The sequence below is a fragment of the Chromatium okenii genome (assembly GCF_002958735.1).
Taxonomy (GTDB): domain Bacteria; phylum Pseudomonadota; class Gammaproteobacteria; order Chromatiales; family Chromatiaceae; genus Chromatium; species Chromatium okenii_A.
The window spans coordinates 253,666-272,170 of the sequence record NZ_PPGH01000037.1 but is presented as its reverse complement, the minus strand read 5'-3'; the positions used below and the strand labels follow the sequence as shown (position 1 = coordinate 272,170).

Here is an 18,505-nt window from a genome sequence, read left to right as displayed (position 1 = left end):
TCAGTGATATTTAATGATTGCTTTCAATAATGAGCTATTCGTTTTACAGTGACGATATCTTCATTTAATCCATTGCGTATTCAAATCTCAATGTCCATGCACATTCGTCGTCTGCCGCATCATGCCGCAATTGCTGCCGCCACCACGCCAGCGGCATTACTCAATGCAGTTTATGCCAATCGCGGAGTCACCGCCGACACTGAGGTCACGCCCGGGCTGTCGGCGCTGGAACCGGCGCAGCAATTGCGCGGACTGGATGCCGCAGTTTCCCTGTTAGAACAACAGGTTCGCGCTGGTGGGCATATTCTCATCATCGGCGATTACGATGCCGACGGCGCGACCGGCAGCGCCTTGGCCGTGCGCGGATTGCGGGCGCTCGGCGCAGCGCAAGTGTCTTATTTAGTCCCCAGCCGTTTCGCGTTTGGTTACGGATTAACGCCGGCAGTGGTCGATGTCGCAGCAAAACAACAGCCTGCGTTAATCGTCACCGTTGACAATGGCATTTCCAGTGCCGCAGCGGTCACACGAGCGCACGAACTGGGAATTCCGGTGCTGATTACCGATCATCATCTGACCGGACGACAACTGCCCGACGCAGCTGCTATCGTCAATCCCAATCAGCCGGGCTGTGATTTTCCTAGCAAATTTCTATCCGGCGTCGGCGTGATGTTTTATCTGCTCGCCGCGCTGCGGAGTCGATTGCGCGAAACGGGCTGGTTTACCGCCAAACGTCCAGAGCCAAATCTGACGGATTTTTTAGATTTGGTCGCGCTGGGCACGGTCGCCGACGTGGTGCCGTTGGATCGCAACAATCGCATTTTGGTTGAACAAGGTTTGCGGCGAATTCGTGCCGGACGCGCTTGTCCGGGAGTGCTGGCGCTGTTTCAAATTGCTGGGCGCGACATTAAACGTGCAAATGCGGCTGATTTAGGATTTTTCATTGCTCCGCGTTTGAATGCAGCGGGGCGTTTAGAAGAAATGTCGCTCGGTGTCGAATGTTTATTAACAGATGATCCAGCTCGCGCACAGATTTTCGCACAGGATTTAGATCAACTCAATCGCCGTCGTCATACGATTGAAAGCGAAATGAAACAGCAAGCAGAATTGCATTTAGATTCACTGAATTTGAATGATGCAACATTACCGCCCGCATTTTGCTTATATGGTGACGATTGGCATCAAGGCGTATTGGGTATTATTGCGGCGCGGATTCGTGAACGTTATCACCGTCCGGTCATTGCCTTTGCAGATAGCGGCGATGGAAAAATACGTGGTTCTGGACGCTCCATTGACGCCGTGCATTTACGTGATGCAGTGGCACAAGTTGCCCACAATGCGCCGGGATTAATTGAGCATTTTGGCGGTCACGCGATGGCAGTAGGATTGACATTGCGGATTGAAGATTTTCCACGTTTTCAAACATTATTTCATTCCGCAGTCGCCGCTCAACTTGGGACAACGACGCCGGAACCCGAAATACTTTCTGATGGAGCATTACCGCCACAGTTATTGACTTTAGAAACCGCAGAATTGCTGCATTTAGCGCAACCTTGGGGGCGCAATTTTCCCACACCCTGTTTTGATGATTGCTTTAATATGGAGCAGGCGCGTATTGTAGGCGAGCATCATTTAAAATTGCGTGTCACCACTGCGGCTGGACAGTCAATTGACGCGATTGGATTTAATTTAGCGGAAGATTTACCGCTGGCACAAGGACAGGTGCAATTGGCATATCAATTAGGCGTCAATGATTATCGTGGTGTGCGTTCAGTGCAATTGCTGGTGCAAACCATTCAATCCATTTAAAAACGAGTTTATTTGAGATGACTGAATACGCAGAAGAGTTTGAAGAAGAAGAATTTTCAGGGCCAAGCAAAAGCCAAATCAAGCGCGATAAATTGGCACTGCAAGCATTGGCGGAGCGATTGGCGCTAATGCCGCGCCGTGAATTGGAACGCTTAAATCTTAGCGCCGCAACGTGGATCGCTATTGATGAAACACCACGCATTAAAGACCAACGGGCGCGTGGTCGTCATTGGAAACGCATTGCTAATTTATTAGAACGCGAAGATATGGACGCTGTTCATGCTTTAATAGACGATAGCGGAACGCACGAGCGCGAACAAATTGCGCAGCATCATGCCATTGAACGCTGGCGCGAGCAGTTAATGAATGAAGGCGACGCTGCGTTAGCAGATTTTATTGCGCAATATCCACATGTAGAACGGCAACCATTACGGACATTAATTCGCGCTGCGCAACGCGATGCAGAACGCGGCAAACCCGATGCCCCGCGCAAATTATTTCGGTTATTGCGCGAGACCTTGGAAACACTGGAATAGAAATGATTTGTTTTGTGCTGAATGAACGGCATTTAAACGGAACAACAAAACTGTTTAATCAATCTCTGTAAAATATCGAGCATTGGCGGAATTCGCTCCAGCGCCAGATACTCATCCGGTTGATGTGCTTGCGCAATATCGCCGGGACCGAAGATGACGGTATCCATTCCCAATTGATTAAAAAACGGTGCTTCAGTGCCAAAACTCACTGCTTCTGCTGCATGACCACTGAGGGCTTCACAAGTACGAACAATTGCGGAATCTGCTGGCGTTTCTGCTGGAGGAATCGGTGCAAACAATGGTTCTACTGACCATTGCAAACCACGCACTTCAGCAATTACACTGACGCGCCGCGCTAATTCGCTGCGCAATTCGGCAGGATCAAGTCCTGGCAATACGCGCAAATCCACATGTAATTCACATTCACCACAGATGCGATTCGGATTATCTCCGCCGTGAATATGACCCAAATTGAGCGTTGGATAGGGCACTGGAAATGCTGGATGTCGATACGTTTGTTGCAATTCTTCTCGCCATTTTAATAGCGCAGTCATGACCGTATTCATGCCATCAAGGGCACTATTTCCAAAACGTGGATCGCTAGCGTGACCACTGCGTCCAATTAAACGCACTACTTCACCCATAACGCCTTTATGCAATCGCACCGGACGTAAATTAGTCGGTTCACCAATCAGCGCATAACGACCAAATGAACGCCCAGATGCCGCAAGTGCCCGTGCTCCATGCATTGCTGATTCTTCATCAGCAGTAGCTAAAATCATTAACGGCGCTGTGAGATCAGTAGCAGTTAATCCTCGTGCTGCTTCTAATGCCAAAGCAAAAAACGACTTCATATCCGCCGTACCTAATCCATAATAACGTTCATTCGCTTTTGTGAGAATGAGCGGATCGTAAGTCCAACGCGCTGCATCGAATGGAACGGTATCGGTATGACCCGCTAACACCAATCCACCAGTACCGCTCCCTAGCGTACCCAATAAATTGAATTTTCCAGTGTGATTCGGAATTGGCAGTATTTCAATGCGAAATCCTGCCGCAGTGAGCCATTCCGCAAGCAAATCAATCAGCGGTCGATTGCTATTATCAAACGCAGAGTTAACACTACTAACGGACATTGTTGCAATGAGATGTTGCAACATCTCAGCGAGGGAAGGAACTTTTTTCATTATGGCGTTACTCGTAAAAAAGATTTGTTAGGAGATGTAAAGTTTCTGGCAATTCGCCGTGCAGTTTGGAATTTCTACGTTAATTATGCTTGTATTTTTTAATTTGCGCTGTAAATTGATGCAAAATTCACGCTGCCAGTGTTCATCACTCCCTGACCTCCTCGACCTTAACTATGTTATCAATTCGCGATGCAGTCTTAACCGATCTTAATGCTTTATTATCCTTAGAAAAAGATTGTTTTGAAGGCGATCGCATCAACCGCCGTCAGTTTCGTTATTTGCTTATTCGCAACTCGGCAAGAACACTTGTTGCCGAAGACGAAAGTGGATTGTTGGGCTATGTATTACTATTGTTTAGTCGCGCAACTTCTGTGGCGCGATTGTATTCAATTGCCGTGGCACAACGCGCCCGCGGTCAAGGTATTGGACGTGCATTAGTTGCTGCAGCAGAAAATGCTGCTTGGCAACGTAAACGCGCTTATTTGCGTTTAGAAATTCGCCGCGACAACCTTGCTTCACAACATTTATTTGAGCATTCCGATTATCGCCGATTTGGAATACTTTCTGACTATTATGCCGATCACATGGCAGCATTTCGGTATGAAAAAACCCTTTCTCCTGATTTCAAACCAGAATTAAAACGAGTACCATTTTATCAGCAAACACTTGATTTTACCTGCGGATCATCATCGTTAATGATGGCTATGCAGGCATTGCGTCCTAATTTAGAACTTAATCGAACATTAGAATTGCGTATTTGGCGTGAATCAACCACCATATTTATGACTTCAGGGCATGGCGGTTGCGGACCATTAGGATTGGCACTCGCAGCACACCATCGTGATTTTGGTGTTGCTGTTTTTGTGAATGATCCTGGCGTACCACTCATTGATTCGGTGCGGAGTTTAGAAAAGAAAGAAGTAATGCGTTTAGTGCATGAAGAAATGTTAACAGAAGTTGAACGTCTTGGTATTCCGATGACTTACGGCACACTCAGTTTAGATAAATTGCAACAGCGTTGGGATAATGGCGCAGTGCCCTTAGTTCTCATTAGCTCTTATCGAATTTATCAAGAAAAATTTCCCCACTGGGTGGTTATTACTGGCTTTGATGAATACTTTGTTTATGTCCATGATCCTTATGTTGATATTGCCAATGGTGAAACGCCATTAGACTCGATTGATATGCCAATTCAGCGCGATGAATTTGCGCGAATGGTACGTTATGGAAAAGTAGGTTTACAAGCGGTCGTTTTAGTATGGGCGACGCCGCAAATGGTGGAACATGGCTGAACATTTATTATTGGTTGAACAACCTGAAGATTGGTTGCCGGAATTTCCACGTTTTCCAGTGGTTACAGCACGAGATTATTTAGCTGATGGAGAATTAGCAGCAAAACATGATTTGCGCGTGATTAATTTATGCCGCAGTAATCGTTATCTATCAGTTGGTTATTATTGTTCGCTCTTAGCAGAAGCACGCGGACATAAAGTGATTCCATCAGTACGCACCATTCAGGAGTTATCTAGCCGCGAAATTTATAGTTTAGAAACAGAAGAATTAGATGCGCTGGCGCAACGACTATTAGCACGGCGTAAAGCAACCGCATTAATGCCCACTGCTTATGAATTAACCATTTGTTTTGGTCAATGCAGCGTCAAAAGTTTGCAACCACTCGCACGGCAAATTTTTGAAACTTTTCGCTGTCCAATATTGCGCATTGAATTTCGTAAACAAGGTAGTTGGCGTATTGGCGCAATTACGGCACTACCATTGGTGGCGGTGACAGGTGACGTACAAACGATGTTATTCACAGCATTGACCGGGTATTTATCGCAACGCTGGCGGCAACCGAGAACACGATTGGCGTATCGCTACGATCTCGCAATGCTCCACGATCCTAATGAAAAAATGCCACCATCAGATGCAAAAGCATTAGCAAAATTTGTGAAAGCAGGAAAAACATTGGGTGTTAATGTTGAGCTAATTCAACGCAAAGATTATGGACGATTAGCTGAATACGATGCGCTATTTATTCGTGAAACCACTCATATTGGTCATCACACATTCAAATTTGCCAAAAAAGCCGATAGCGAAGGAATGGTGGTGATTGATGATCCCGATTCAATTATGCGTTGTACAAATAAGGTTTATCTCGCTGAATTACTGGCAGCACATCGCATTCCACGTCCAAAAACGTTAATTTTACGCCGTGAAAATTTCATGGACGCAGAAGCAAAAATTGGTTATCCAATTGTGTTGAAAATTCCAGAAGGTTCATTTTCGCGTGGTGTGTTTAAAGCTGAAAATCGTACTGGATTAACACAAATTGTCACGCAGTTATTTAAACAGTCTGATTTGATTTTAGCGCAGGAGTATCTATACACAACATTTGATTGGCGAATTGGTATTCTCAATGGTAAACCATTATATGCGTGTAAGTATTTAATGAGCGCCAATCATTGGCAGGTTGTTAAACATGATAGCGATGGTAGTTATCAAGAAGGTGATTCGGAAACACTTGATGTAGCTCAGGTGCCAATCGCAGTGCTAAAAACTGCATTGCGAGCCGCAGATTTAATTGGCAACGGATTGTATGGTGTTGATTTGAAAGAAACGGCAAATGGTCCTGTGGTCATTGAAGTTAACGACAATCCAAGCCTAGATTCAGGAATCGAAGACCAAGTACTTGGCGATCAGTTGTATACTCATATCATTAGTGAATTTGTGGCGCGGCTGGAGCGATTACGCGGCGGAAAGTGTCGTTAATATCGCCTAATTTTTTAAAAATCTAATCCTGGAGTTGTAATATAAATGAGTACTCTAAGTGGCAAATCAATTTTGATTGTTGATGATCATATTGAGAACCTTAATTTGTTATCGAGTGTTCTTAAAGCACACTATCGTATTCGAGTAGCAACGAATGGGCGTGATGCGTTTGGATTGGCATTGGCAACGCCTTCACCCGATTTAATTTTGCTTGATATTATGATGCCTGATCTCGATGGTTATGCAGTTTGCGCAAGACTTAAAGCAAATCCGCAAACCAAAGAAATTCCGGTTATCTTTATGACTGCCCGCACTCAAACTGAAGATGAAGCACGGGGTTTTGCCGTTGGTGCAATTGATTATTTAACCAAACCAGTTCATCCACAACTTTTGCTGGCGCGAGTACGCGCACAATTGGGATTATCAGAATTGCTACGAAAAGCACGCCAACAATGCCAAGCGACTGGTGAACAGGTACTTCAAATCACCCGCGAACGTGACGAACATTTGGCTTATTCCGAGCATTTGACCCGCGAAATTTTTCGGCGAGAATCAGCAGAAGCAGCGTTACGTGAAAGTCAGGCGCGATTTGATCGTTTAACCGACCGCCTTAAAGATCAAGTTATCTTTTTCAGCCATTCATTGCAGGGCGAATTATTATATTGTAGCGCGGGAGTTCAATTACTTGGTATCAAGTTATCGCCTGAGCAAGCAATTGGGCAAAATTGGGTTAGCATTGTGAATTGGACACCAGAATCTCTGCAGCGCAGTGAATATGATCGACAACTGATTGCAGGAGAAAAGCAAGTTATTGATTTTGAAATTTCTTTTCGGCATTCCGACGGCACTCTGCGTTATTTCATGGTTCATGAATACCTCATCCACGACTATGCACGGAACATAGATTTAATTGAAGGGATTTTAGTTGATATCACTGCTCAAAAAGCGCAGGAAGCGCAGTTACGTACACTGGTACAAGCAGTCGAACAGGCACAGGCATCAATCGTTATTTCTGATGCAGAAGGCATAGTACTTTACGTCAATCCATATTTTTCTGAAATCACTGGCTATACAAAAGAAGAGGTTATAGGGAATAACCCGCGTGTTCTCAAATCCGGTCAGCACGATGCGACTTTTTATGAAACGATGTGGAAAACACTTGCCAGTGGTCAATCGTGGCGCGGTGAAATTGTGAATCGGAAAAAAGATGGCAGTCTGTTTTGGGAATCTGCCGCTATTTCACCGATTGTTGATGCGACAGGACACATTGTGAACTATGTGGCGGTTAAAGAGGATATTGGTGATCGCAAAAATTTAGAACGTATTAAAGAAGACGTTGAGCAAATCATGCGCCATGATCTTAAATCGCCGCTCAATGCAATTATCGGAATGCCACAGGTATTAGAATTGGATCATAATTTAACACCAATTCAGCGCGAGATGATCGGTTTAATTCGGGAATCAGGTTTGAACATGCTCGATATGATTAACCTTTCGCTCGATCTTTTTAAGATTGAAACCGGACGTTATCAGTATCAACCTCAGCCTGTTGATTTATTGGCGTTGTTGGCACGTCTGATCCATACGTTTGAGAATAAAATCACGCGCAAACAGGTGACAATTCAGCTCAATTTCAATGGCGTTTGTCCGCCACAACAAATGCAATTTTTTATTGCTGCTGATGAACGGTTACTGTTTTCAATGCTATCAAATTTGCTCATTAATGCCATTGAAGCATCTAACTCGGGTACGTCAATTGCTGTTAACCTAGAACACCAACAGCAGACAATTTTAACTATTTGTAATTCAGGAACTGTACCGGTAGCAGTGCGCACTGATTTTTTTGAGAAATATAAAACTTACGGTAAACAAGGTGGCACTGGTTTGGGTACTTATTCGGCCAAATTGATGGCAGATGCTATGGGTTTTAAGATTGGAATGGAAACATCAGATATTGAGCATAGCACTCAGGTTTGGCTACACATTCCTTTGGGTTAAGCAATGTTATTCATTTCACAACTCAATTCTATTTTAATATTTTCATTTTTTAATGAAAGGTTAAGGCGTTTTTTTTGCTTAATGTTGTATTGCTGGTTGTTACTGTACGGGCAGTACGGCATGGCGGCGGATTCTTCTGCATCAAATTCTTCTACACCCAATGCACCAAAAGTTTTATTGAGTACCGCTGAACGTAATTGGTTAATCGCGCATCCCGACATCGTGTTAGGCATGTCGGATCAGTTTCCACCTGCATTAATTCGTGCTGCCAATGGTAGTTTATCCGGTATAGTAGTAGATTATTTAGAACTTATTAATCACTATTTGAACACTAAAATTCGGTTAGATGTAGGATCATCGTTGCAGGTTATCGGCGAGCGTGCAATACGCCATGAAATCGATGGATTAGCCGCTGCCGCAGCAAACCCATATTGGGATACTGCGCTGACATTAACGACTATTTATTTAAACACATATTACTATTTTTATATTCGCCAAGATGACACCTTAAAGAAGACGACGCTAATTGATCTCGTAGGAAAACGAGTTGGTATTATGAAAGGCAATCAACATATTCGGTTTATACTACAACAGTATCCGTCGATTCAGGTGAATGAATTCGATGATAATCTCGCTTTAGCTGTAGCCTTGGTAGATAATAATGTCGATTTGTTATTAGCGGAAAATACGTTGGAATGGTGGCGCAAAAATAATACTAGTCTAGCATTCAAAATTGGCGGATTACTGGAAGGCGAGCATAAGGAAGTATCTATTGCAATTCGTAAAGATTGGCCAGAATTGATCGTAATTATTAACAAGGCATTAGCTGCCATCACGCCTGAAGAACGTGCTCAGATTAATAATCGCTGGCTAAGTAATTCATCGTTCAATAACGCCGAACCAACGGTAGTATTAACCGCTGCTGAACGTGCTTGGATCATCGCGCATCCTGACATCGTATTGGGAACAGATCGTCAATGGACGCCGAATGTACAAATGACACAAAATGGCATTGTTGGCATCGAACCCGATTTACTATCCCGTATTAACGCATTAACTGGTGCGCATATTCGTCTTGAATTAGGCGATTGGACTGATATGGTAGCGCGGGCAGAACAGGGTGATTTATATGGGTTGGCGCTTTCTGTTGCGCATCCTGAACGTGCTTCGACGTTTTTATTCACGAATAGTCTTTACGGTGCAACCCGTTATATTTTTACTCGCAACGATCAGAAGCCATCCCTGCATAAAATGAGCGATCTTGTTGGTAAAAAAGTTGGGTTGTTACGTGACAATTTGTCAGATAAAAAAATTTTAGCAAAATGACCAGGGATTATCACGCTTGAAGATAACTATCAGGCACTGATAGGTCAATTATTAAACAATAAAATTGACGCCATTATTTCTGGTTTAGCGATGTTGCCAGCACTACGCAAACAATTAGTGCCTAATATCCAAGCAGCCTTTCCTGTTCCCAATAGTAACATTGATCTTTGTTATTCAATTCGCCGTGAATACCCTGAACTACATAGTTTAATGAACAAGGCAATGGCGGCGATTTCGCCGCAAGAAATGCAACATATTTTAAGCCGTTGGATATCACCGAATATCACTGAAAACACCATTAATTTAAGTTCCGATGAACGTATTTGGCTATCGAAACATTCAACGATTCGTTATGCCGTTAATCCTGACTGGGCGCCAATTCAATACATCAATCATGATAATCAGCCTAATGGGATTAGCCCTGATTATTTGGATCATATCTCCGCATTGATTGGCGTGCACTTTGAGCCAGTTAATTTGCCCAATTGGACAGAAAGTTTGCGCCAACTTGAGAGCGGTCAAATTGATCTGCTGCCGGCAATCGCTCAAACATTAGAACGCTCACAACAATTTCATTTTACTGCACCTTATTTGAGTTTTCCTGTAGCTATCTTTGCGCCCATCAATGCCCCTTTTTATGGCAATCTTGATGCGCTTTCTAACAAGCGGGTCGCGGTGATTGAAAATCATGCGATTGCGAATTGGTTACAAAAAGATCATTCCAAAATCACACTGCTGCCTTTTACAGACATGCAGCAAGCATTGCAGGCACTAGATGCGCGAAAAATAGATGCGTTTGTTGATAGTTTAGTGACCACAAGCTATACCCTAAGCCGCGAAGGGTTGGTACAGATTCGCATGGCCGGTACTACGCCTTATGAGATGTCATTAGGAATGGCAGTGCGTCAAGATTGGCCACAATTGGCGAGTATTTTAGATCGCGCAATTGCGACAATTTCGATGCGAGAGCGTGATAGTATTCAAAGTCGTTGGATGCAAACATCACCGTCGCCGCATATTGATTACACCTTATTATGGCAAGTAATCGGTGGTTCAGTTTTAGTTTTAGTTCTGATTTTGTATTGGAATTGGACATTAACACGAGAAGTGCAAAAACGTCAGCGGGCAGAGCAAGTATTGATCCGCAGTGATGCGTTATTACGCGCAACACAAACCGAAATGCAGATTTTAATTGAGCGGTCGCCAATTGCAATGTTGGTTGCTGAAGATTTAGAAGAGCGTATTGTGATGATTAACCAACGCTTTTCTGAGTTGATTGGATATTCTATCGCAGAAATCCCCGATATGACGCATTGGTGGTTGTTGGCAAATACAGATTCAGCGTATCGCGCCGAAATGCTGGCGCAGTGGTATATCCGTATTAAAAATGCGAGCTGCTGCGGTGGCAGTATTGAACCAATGGAAGTGCATGTGAACTGCCGCGACGGTCAAGCGCGAACTTTTCAAATTCATGCAACCACATTGGGTAAACGTTATTTAGTCGTATTTGTTGATTTAACTGAACAACGTGCTGCCGTGATACAGCTACAGCAGGCACAAGAGAAAGCAGAAAAAGCCAATCGCGCAAAAAGCGAGTTTTTAGCCACGATGAGCCATGAAATTCGCACTCCGATGAATGCTGTTTTAGGAATGCTTCATCTTTGTTTAGCAACTGCCCTCAATAATGAACAACGCGATTATTTAGAGCGTGCTCACGCAGCATCAAAATCATTGTTAATGTTGCTTAATGATTTATTGGATTTTGCCAAAATTGAAGCCGGGCGTTTGATATTAGAGAAAAACAATTTTGATTTAGATACGGTTGTTAATCAGGTGGTGGCAGTAATTGGTCACTCAGCAGAAATTAAAGGCTTGGGGTTACAAATTATGCGAGCATCGGATTTGCCACGGGTGTTAATTGGCGATCCGTTGCGTTTGGAGCAAATTTTGACCAATCTCAGTAGCAATGCGGTTAAATTTACTGAATCAGGCAGCATTGAAATTGTGATTCGTAAATTGAATGAAACAGCAGATCGAGTGCATATCGAATTTCGGGTGCGTGATACCGGCATGGGTTGAAGAAAGAACAAACGAGTCTATTGTTTCAGCGATTTACCCAAGCAGATAGTTCAATTACACGTCGTTATGGTGGCACTGGATTAGGATTATCTATTTGTCGGCATTTGGTTAGCATGATGGGCGGTGAAATCAGCGTTGAAAGTCGATACGGTATTGGCAGCACCTTTTCTTTTAATGCTTGGTTTGGTATTGCAGAAAGGTCAGCCTTATCACCCAAATTAGTACCGGAAATGGTATTGAATCGTGCACCTGCAATGCCGCTAGAAGTTGTAGCGGTAAATGATCCTGAATTCAAATCCATATTGCTTGAATTGCGTCGTCTTGCGCGTGAACACGATCCAACTGCGGAGGATTTTTTGCGTGAAAAACAGTTGCAGTGTGCAGCAGGATTATCCGCGCCAGTGCTTGCCGCGCTCAAAGGGCATTTAGAAATGTATCGGTTTGTTAAGGCAGTCGCATTACTTGACGGTTTAATTGGTGAATCCGAAACACTGGAAATGAATAATGATAATGCTTGGTATTGATCGTCTTTTAATTAACCCAACACTGCGCCAGCCATTGCATGGGCGGCGCGTCGCATTATTGGGACATCCAGCGTCATTCACCGCAGCAGGTCAGCACAGTTTGGATGCGTTAATGGCGCTGAATGAATTGAATATCGTCGCTGCATTTGGACCGCAACACGGAATGCGCGGTGATAAACAAGACAATATGATTGAGACGCCAGATGCAATTGATGTGCATCACGGTATTCCGGTGTTTAGTCTTTATGGAACGGTGCGCGAACCGACGCCCGCAATGCTCGATTGTTTTGATGTGTTGCTCATTGATTTACAGGATATTGGGACGCGAATTTATACCTATGTGACCACGCTAATTTATCTCCTCGAAGCCTGCGCTGCGCACAGTAAAACGGTATGGGTTTTAGATCGTCCCAATCCAATTGGGCGACCGCTGGAAGGCACAATTTTAGAATTAGGTTGGGAAAGTTTTGTCGGTGCTGGACCGTTGCTGATGCGTCACGGTTTAACATTTGGTGAATTGGCGCGATGGTTTGTGAACTCGCAGAAACTGGATATTGATTTACATATTATTGAAATGGAAAATTATCAGCCAAATGCAGCGCCCGGTTTTGGTTGGCCGGTTAATCAATTGCCGTGGGTGAATCCCAGTCCGAATGCGTCAAGTTTGAACATGGCGCGATGTTTTCCCGGAACCGTGTTATTAGAAGGAACGACGTTATCGGAAGGACGCGGAACGACGGTTGCGTTGGAAATCGTTGGCGCACCCGATCTTGATATGACGCAGATATTAGCGCGAATGCAGCGCGAATGCCCGAATTGGCTTAATGGTGTGTTGATTCGTCCTTGCTGGTTTGAGCCGACATTTCATAAACATGCAGGTCAACTTTGCGCTGGGTTTCAATTGCACACCGATACTGCTGCGTATCAACATTATCAATTCCGTCCGTATCGCTTGATGGCGCTGTTTTTCAAATGTCTGCGCTGGGAATATCCTGATTATCCACTGTGGCGACAATTCGCGTATGAATACGAAACTGAGCGGCTGGCGATTGATTTATTGACCGGCAGCAGTTTTTTCCGTGAATGGGTGGATGATTCCGCTGCGTTGCCAGAAGATTTCGAGCAACGGCTCTGCGCTGATGAACAACAATGGGCAGAAATTAGCGCACCTTTTCATCGTTATTAAGCCGTTGTTAATAACCGTTGCACCGTAATTCCCGCCAGCATTAAACCGAATAGCGACGGCAAATAACTAATGCTGCCATTCACAGCTCGCGGTCGTCCGCGCCCAGTCTCCTCCGGCGGCTGCGCGGGATGCGGTTGTTCATCCGACCAAACAACGGTTAAACCGGCGGTGATTCCGCGTCGCCGCAGCCGTTGCCGCACTTCCCGCGCCAGTGGGCAAATGCGCGTTTCCGCAATATCGCCGACCCGCACCCGCGTTGGATCAAGCCGCCCGCCCGCGCCCATGCTGCTGACAATCGGAATGCCGCGCTGCAACGCAGTTTCCAACAGCGCCAGCTTGCTATTCAGGCTATCAATTGCGTCGATGATGTGATCGAAGTGATTGGGAATTAACAGATTTTCTATGTCGCCAGCCGCGAGAAATTCGTCAATTCGCGTTACCTGACAAGCCGGATTGATGTCAACGATGCGCTCGGCCATGACCGCAGTTTTGCGCTGCGCCAGCGTCGAATGGAGCGCGACCAGTTGGCGGTTGAGATTTGAGGCAGCAACGTGATCGTGATCGGCGAGCGTCAACGCGCCCACGCCGGCACGGGCGAGTGCCTCGGCAGCAAATGCGCCCACTCCGCCTAATCCGGCGATAAGTACGCGACTGCTGCGCAGGCGTTCAATGCCGGCGTCGCCGACAAGAATGCGGGTGCGTTCATAAAGTGGTTCGTGGTTGGTCATGGCAAATGCAATACGGCGCGAGCGTTGGCGGTCGTCGCAGCGGCGAGTGTCGCTGCATCGGTGTGGCGGAGTGCGGCGAGCGTGGCGAGCACTTCCGGCAGATATTCCGGGCTGTTGCGTTCGCCGCGATGTGCAGCACCAGCCATATCGGGGGCATCGGTTTCTAACACGAGGGCATCCAGCGGCAATTCGGCAGCAAGTCGGCGCAATTTGCTGGCGCGTTCAAACGTCAACGCTCCGCCAAAACCGAGTTTGAAACCCCGCGCCAGATAGTGCGCTGCCTGCTGCGGGCTGCCGTTGAACGCATGAACGATGCCAGTCACCTGTGGAAACCGCCGCAATGTCAATAAAGCTGCATCGTGGGCGCGGCGCACATGCAGCAGCACTGGCAAATTCGCCTCCTGCGCGATGGCTAATTGCGCAGCAAATAACGCTTGCTGGCGCGGCGGATCGCAGTCTGCGTTATAGAAATCCAAACCAATTTCTCCGATGGCGATGAGCGGTTGCTGGCGCACGGCGCGGGCGAGTGCGGCGAGATCAACTGGCTGATGTTGCGCTAAAAATAGCGGGTGCAAACCGAGTGCGGGATGCAGCATTGGTCGATTCATTTTTGCGTCAGCGCACAGCGCCAGCAGTTTTGCCCAGCCAGCGGCGCTAATGCCCGGCACGACAATATCGGTCACGCCCGCTGCCGCGCTGCGCTGCATGACGGCAGTGCGATCTGCGTCAAACACGGCAACATCTAAATGACAATGGGTATCAATCAGTGGCATGGCACAGTTTGATCCAAGGCTTGACACTCGAGGATTTGCCCCTACTATTGGCACTCGTTATCGGTGAGTGCTAACAGCACCCTCATTTTCACTTTCAAATCTAATCAGGAGCACTGTTTTATGACGATTCGTCCTCTGCACGACCGCGTAGTTATCCGCCGCATGGATGAGGAACGCACCACTGCTGGTGGGATCGTGATTCCCGATTCCGCAACCGAGAAGCCGATTCAAGGCGAAGTCATCGCTGCTGGCAACGGCAAGATTTTGGAGAACGGCACAGTGCGTCCGCTGGATGTCAAAGTCGGCGACCGCGTGTTGTTTGGCAAGTATTCCGGCACGGAAGTCAAGATCGACGGCAAAGACTTTTTGGTGATGCGCGAAGAAGACATCATGGGTGTCGTTGAGGGCTAAACCTCCGCTCCAGTGTTTTTTTCAGTCAATTCAACTTTCTAATTAACTTTTCAGGAATGTAAACGATGAGCGCAAAAGACGTGAAGTTTGGTGGTGATGCCCGTGCCCGCATGATGGAAGGCGTGAACATTTTGGCCAATGCGGTCAAGGTGACGCTCGGTCCAAAAGGTCGCAACGTGGTGTTGGAAAAATCCTACGGTGCTCCGACCGTGACCAAGGACGGCGTTTCGGTCGCCAAAGAAATCGAGCTGAGAGACAAGTTCGAGAACATGGGCGCACAGATGGTCAAGGAAGTTGCGTCCAAAACTTCTGACATCGCTGGCGACGGTACGACCACTGCAACGGTGCTGGCGCAGGCGATGGTGCGTGAAGGTTTGAAAGCCGTTGCTGCCGGCATGAATCCAATGGATTTGAAGCGCGGCATGGATAAAGCCGTTGAAGCAGCAGTCGCTGAACTCAAGACCATTTCCAAGCCTTGCACGAATAACAAGGAAATCGCGCAGGTCGGCACGATTTCCGCCAATTCCGATGAATCCATCGGCAACATCATTGCTGAGGCGATGGAAAAGGTCGGTAAGGAAGGCGTCATCACCGTTGAAGATGGCACTTCGCTGAACAACGAATTGGATGTAGTTGAAGGGATGCAGTTTGATCGCGGCTATTTGTCGCCCTACTTCATTAACAATCAGCAGAGCCAGAGCGCCGAGCTGGATAATCCGTATATCTTGTTGCACGACAAGAAGATTTCCAACATCCGCGAATTGCTGCCAGTGCTGGAAGCAGTCGCCAAAGCGGGTCGTCCGCTGCTGATCGTCGCTGAAGATGTCGAAGGCGAGGCGCTGGCAACGTTGGTCGTTAACACGCTGCGCGGCATTGTGAAAGTCTGCGCAGTCAAGGCTCCCGGTTTCGGTGATCGCCGCAAAGCGATGTTGCAGGACATCGCAGTGCTGACTGGCGCGACCGTGATTGCTGAGGAAGTTGGGCTGTCCCTTGAGAAAGCGACCATTAACGAGCTGGGTACGGCCAAGCGCGTTCAGGTTGCCAAGGATGAAACCACCATCATTGATGGCTCCGGTTCTGAGATCGACATCAAGGCACGTTGCGAGCAGATTCGCGCTCAGGTTGAGGAAACCAGTTCCGATTACGACCGCGAGAAGTTGCAGGAACGGTTGGCGAAGCTGGCTGGCGGCGTGGCCGTCATTAAGGTCGGCGCAGCGACTGAAATGGAAATGAAAGAGAAGAAGGCGCGGGTTGAAGATGCGCTTCATGCGACTCGTGCTGCGGTTGAAGAAGGCATCGTCCCCGGCGGCGGCGTCGCATTGGTTCGCGCTCAGGCAGCAGTCAAGAGCTTGACTGGTGCGAATCACGATCAAGATGTAGGCATCAAGATCGCATGTCGGGCGATGGAAGAGCCGCTGCGTCAAATCGTCGCCAACGCTGGCGAAGAGCCGTCGGTCATTCTGCACAAAGTCGTTGAAGGTTCTGGCAATTTTGGCTACAACGCAGCCAATGGCGAATACGGCGACATGGTAGCGATGGGCATTTTGGATCCGACCAAAGTCACACGCTCGGCGCTGCAAAACGCGGCTTCGGTTGCCGGTCTGATGATTACCACCGAGGCGATGATTGCCGAAGAGCCAAAGGATGATGCGCCAATGGCTGGCGGTGATATGGGTGGCATGGGCGGCATGGGTGGAATGAGCGGAATGATGTAGTTGCCCAGCGCACTGCGCTTGTGAATGAAAAAAGCCCCGTGAATGCGGGGCTTTTTTGTGTCTGTACATTCAATGCCGACCGTTGTCGCAACTGAATGTGCGGCAAAATGGAACGCCTGCTGTCAACTTTTTTTACAACTCCATCTCCAAGACTATCCACAACAACACTTGAAACAAGCGAATAGCTGTCGAGTTTTTTTACAAAGCGGCGAACACACGGTTATTTTTGGAAACGGATAAAAACATATCGCCTTGATTTAAGATCAAAATTTATCTTTGGAATTATTTTTGCTTTAGATAGGCGTGTTTTCGTTTTCACTCTGTTAGTTAATGAAATTAAACGGATAGGCGTTGCGCAGTTGGATTCCTAAATGTCTCATTTCATTGACATTTGGTTTGTGCAGTGCACAATCGCGTTTTCATAAATCAACGACCTCACTTTCAACTGCATAACGCCTAACAAAGAAGGAATTCTTCGATGCGTAAAAAATACTTGGCGATGTTGTTATTCATCGCAACACCTATTGTTTTTGCCAGCCCTATCGTTTTTATCAACGAAATTCATTATGACAACATAAGTACTGATACGGGCGAGGCCATCGAATTATTTGGCACTGCCGGTACTGATCTCACGGGTTGGTCATTGGTGCTTTATAATGGAGCTGATAGCGAACTGTATGACATAAATAGCACGAAATTGCTTTTGGGTACATTTGGTAATCAAAATAACAGTGGCTTTGGTACACTAGTATTTAATTACCCACAAGACGGAATTCAAAATGGCGCTCCTGACGGCATTGCGCTGGTGAATAATTTGAATACAGTTGTGCAATTTCTCAGCTATGAAGGTTCTTTCACGGCGGTCGGTGGTTCAGCCAATGGTTTGCCCAGCACCAACATCGATGTTTCTGAATCGAATGCAACACCAGTAGGTCATTCACTGCAATTAACCGGAACCGGCAATCAATACAGTGACTTCATTTGGGCGAGCAGTGGCGCATCAACGTTTGGCAGCTTCAATACTGGGCAAACAGTAGTTGCAGCTAACACCACCAATACTCCAGACAACGCAATACCCGAACCCACTGCCCTCACCCTACTTGGTATTGGTTTTGCTGGTTTGGGCGCAGCGCGGCGGCGTCAAGCGGCTTAATTAAACGGGTCGGTTGCGGTCAATAACCATTCGCACTCACTACTGCATCACGTCGATCAATTGAAATGAAAAGCCCCGTGAATGCGGGGCTTTTTTTGTGTCTGTACTTTGCACTTCAGCGATGCCTATCAGCTTTTTTTACAATGCAGTTTCAAAGACAATCTGCAATCACGTCTGAAACCAGCGAATAACTGTCGAGTTTTTTTACAAAGCGGCGAACACACGGTTATTTTTGGAAACGGATAAAAACATATCGCCTTGATTTAAGATTAAAATTTATCTTTGGAATTATTTTTGCTTAAAGTTCTGCGCTT

General features: G+C 46.5%; 13 protein-coding genes and 1 pseudogene. 11 read left to right on the top strand and 3 right to left on the bottom strand.

The window, feature by feature from the left end; all coding sequences use genetic code 11:
* Positions 1-96 precede the first annotated feature (96 nt).
* Entirely contained in the window at positions 97-1,806 is a 1,710-nt protein-coding gene (gene recJ, locus CXB77_RS13135; protein ID WP_242445705.1) for a single-stranded-DNA-specific exonuclease RecJ, read from the top strand.
* Between the two features lie 17 nt (positions 1,807-1,823).
* Positions 1,824-2,342: a ribosome biogenesis factor YjgA gene (gene yjgA, locus CXB77_RS13130; RefSeq protein ID WP_105074263.1), complete on the top strand. Its 519-nt coding sequence runs from the start codon at positions 1,824-1,826 to the stop codon at positions 2,340-2,342.
* Between the two features lie 32 nt (positions 2,343-2,374).
* Here the strand turns inward: yjgA and argE are convergent, their stop codons facing one another.
* On the bottom strand, positions 2,375-3,529 hold the full coding sequence (gene argE, locus CXB77_RS13125) for an acetylornithine deacetylase (RefSeq protein ID WP_105074262.1): 1,155 nt from the start codon (positions 3,527-3,529) through the stop codon (positions 2,375-2,377).
* Between the two features lie 173 nt (positions 3,530-3,702).
* Between argE and CXB77_RS13120 the strand changes: the two genes are divergently transcribed.
* The 6 genes and pseudogenes from CXB77_RS13120 (at position 3,703) to CXB77_RS13090 (ending at position 13,411) form a co-directional block, all read left to right on the top strand.
* A complete protein-coding gene (locus CXB77_RS13120; RefSeq protein ID WP_105074261.1) occupies positions 3,703-4,821 on the top strand; it encodes a GNAT family N-acetyltransferase/peptidase C39 family protein in 1,119 nt (372 codons plus the stop codon).
* Complete coding sequence (locus tag CXB77_RS13115) at positions 4,814-6,298, top strand: RimK family protein (protein WP_105074260.1); 1,485 nt, start codon at positions 4,814-4,816, stop codon at positions 6,296-6,298. Before CXB77_RS13120 ends, CXB77_RS13115 begins: the two co-directional genes overlap by 8 nt.
* Positions 6,299-6,343: 45 nt before the next feature.
* The gene (locus CXB77_RS13110) at positions 6,344-8,296 is read left to right on the top strand and encodes a PAS domain S-box protein (RefSeq protein ID WP_105074259.1); all 1,953 of its coding nucleotides are present in this window, start codon (positions 6,344-6,346) and stop codon (positions 8,294-8,296) included.
* 3 nt (positions 8,297-8,299) lie between these two features.
* Positions 8,300-9,622, top strand: a complete 1,323-nt coding sequence (locus tag CXB77_RS13105) for a transporter substrate-binding domain-containing protein (RefSeq protein ID WP_105074258.1) — start codon at positions 8,300-8,302, stop codon at positions 9,620-9,622.
* A gap of 90 nt (positions 9,623-9,712) precedes the next feature.
* Positions 9,713-12,225, top strand: a pseudogene (locus CXB77_RS13100) (ATP-binding protein).
* Complete coding sequence (locus tag CXB77_RS13090; protein WP_105072435.1) at positions 12,206-13,411, top strand: exo-beta-N-acetylmuramidase NamZ family protein; 1,206 nt, start codon at positions 12,206-12,208, stop codon at positions 13,409-13,411. The pseudogene CXB77_RS13100 and the gene CXB77_RS13090 overlap by 20 nt, the downstream one beginning before the upstream one ends.
* Here CXB77_RS13090 and CXB77_RS13085 read toward each other — a convergent pair.
* Both CXB77_RS13085 and CXB77_RS13080 read right to left on the bottom strand, forming a co-directional pair.
* Positions 13,408-14,139 carry a tRNA threonylcarbamoyladenosine dehydratase gene (locus tag CXB77_RS13085; protein ID WP_105074255.1) on the bottom strand — a complete coding sequence of 244 codons (732 nt, stop codon included), beginning with the start codon at positions 14,137-14,139 and terminating at the stop codon, positions 13,408-13,410. The genes CXB77_RS13090 and CXB77_RS13085 overlap by 4 nt on opposite strands.
* Entirely contained in the window at positions 14,136-14,912 is a 777-nt protein-coding gene (locus CXB77_RS13080; protein ID WP_105074254.1) for a TatD family hydrolase, read from the bottom strand. The genes CXB77_RS13085 and CXB77_RS13080 overlap by 4 nt, the downstream gene beginning before the upstream one ends.
* A gap of 120 nt (positions 14,913-15,032) precedes the next feature.
* On the opposite strand from CXB77_RS13080, the gene groES reads away from it, so the two are divergent.
* From groES to CXB77_RS13065, 3 genes are all read left to right on the top strand, one after another.
* On the top strand, positions 15,033-15,323 hold the full coding sequence (gene groES, locus CXB77_RS13075; protein WP_105072442.1) for a co-chaperone GroES: 291 nt from the start codon (positions 15,033-15,035) through the stop codon (positions 15,321-15,323).
* Positions 15,324-15,388: 65 nt separating this feature from the next.
* On the top strand, positions 15,389-17,038 hold the full coding sequence (gene groL, locus CXB77_RS13070; protein WP_105074253.1) for a chaperonin GroEL: 1,650 nt from the start codon (positions 15,389-15,391) through the stop codon (positions 17,036-17,038).
* Between the two features lie 478 nt (positions 17,039-17,516).
* Positions 17,517-18,191 (top strand): PEP-CTERM sorting domain-containing protein, encoded by a 675-nt coding sequence (locus tag CXB77_RS13065; protein WP_105074252.1) that lies wholly within the window; start codon positions 17,517-17,519, stop codon positions 18,189-18,191.
* The last annotated feature ends 314 nt before the right edge of the window (positions 18,192-18,505 follow it).

Bases quoted from the DNA above. Each gene is read 5' to 3' on its own strand.
- CXB77_RS13065 (WP_105074252.1), top strand. From the start codon at position 17,517: ATGCGTAAAAAATACTTGGCGATGTTGTTATTCATCGCAACACCTATT.
- CXB77_RS13110 (WP_105074259.1), top strand. From the start codon at position 6,344: ATGAGTACTCTAAGTGGCAAATCAATTTTGATTGTTGATGATCATATT.
- CXB77_RS13090 (WP_105072435.1), top strand. From the start codon at position 12,206: ATGATAATGCTTGGTATTGATCGTCTTTTAATTAACCCAACACTGCGC.
- groES (WP_105072442.1), top strand. From the start codon at position 15,033: ATGACGATTCGTCCTCTGCACGACCGCGTAGTTATCCGCCGCATGGAT.
- recJ (WP_242445705.1), top strand. From the start codon at position 97: ATGCACATTCGTCGTCTGCCGCATCATGCCGCAATTGCTGCCGCCACC.
- CXB77_RS13120 (WP_105074261.1), top strand. From the start codon at position 3,703: ATGTTATCAATTCGCGATGCAGTCTTAACCGATCTTAATGCTTTATTA.
- CXB77_RS13080 (WP_105074254.1), bottom strand. From the start codon at position 14,912: ATGCCACTGATTGATACCCATTGTCATTTAGATGTTGCCGTGTTTGAC.
- CXB77_RS13115 (WP_105074260.1), top strand. From the start codon at position 4,814: ATGGCTGAACATTTATTATTGGTTGAACAACCTGAAGATTGGTTGCCG.
- CXB77_RS13085 (WP_105074255.1), bottom strand. From the start codon at position 14,139: ATGACCAACCACGAACCACTTTATGAACGCACCCGCATTCTTGTCGGC.
- CXB77_RS13105 (WP_105074258.1), top strand. From the start codon at position 8,300: ATGTTATTCATTTCACAACTCAATTCTATTTTAATATTTTCATTTTTT.
- yjgA (WP_105074263.1), top strand. From the start codon at position 1,824: ATGACTGAATACGCAGAAGAGTTTGAAGAAGAAGAATTTTCAGGGCCA.
- argE (WP_105074262.1), bottom strand. From the start codon at position 3,529: ATGAAAAAAGTTCCTTCCCTCGCTGAGATGTTGCAACATCTCATTGCA.
- groL (WP_105074253.1), top strand. From the start codon at position 15,389: ATGAGCGCAAAAGACGTGAAGTTTGGTGGTGATGCCCGTGCCCGCATG.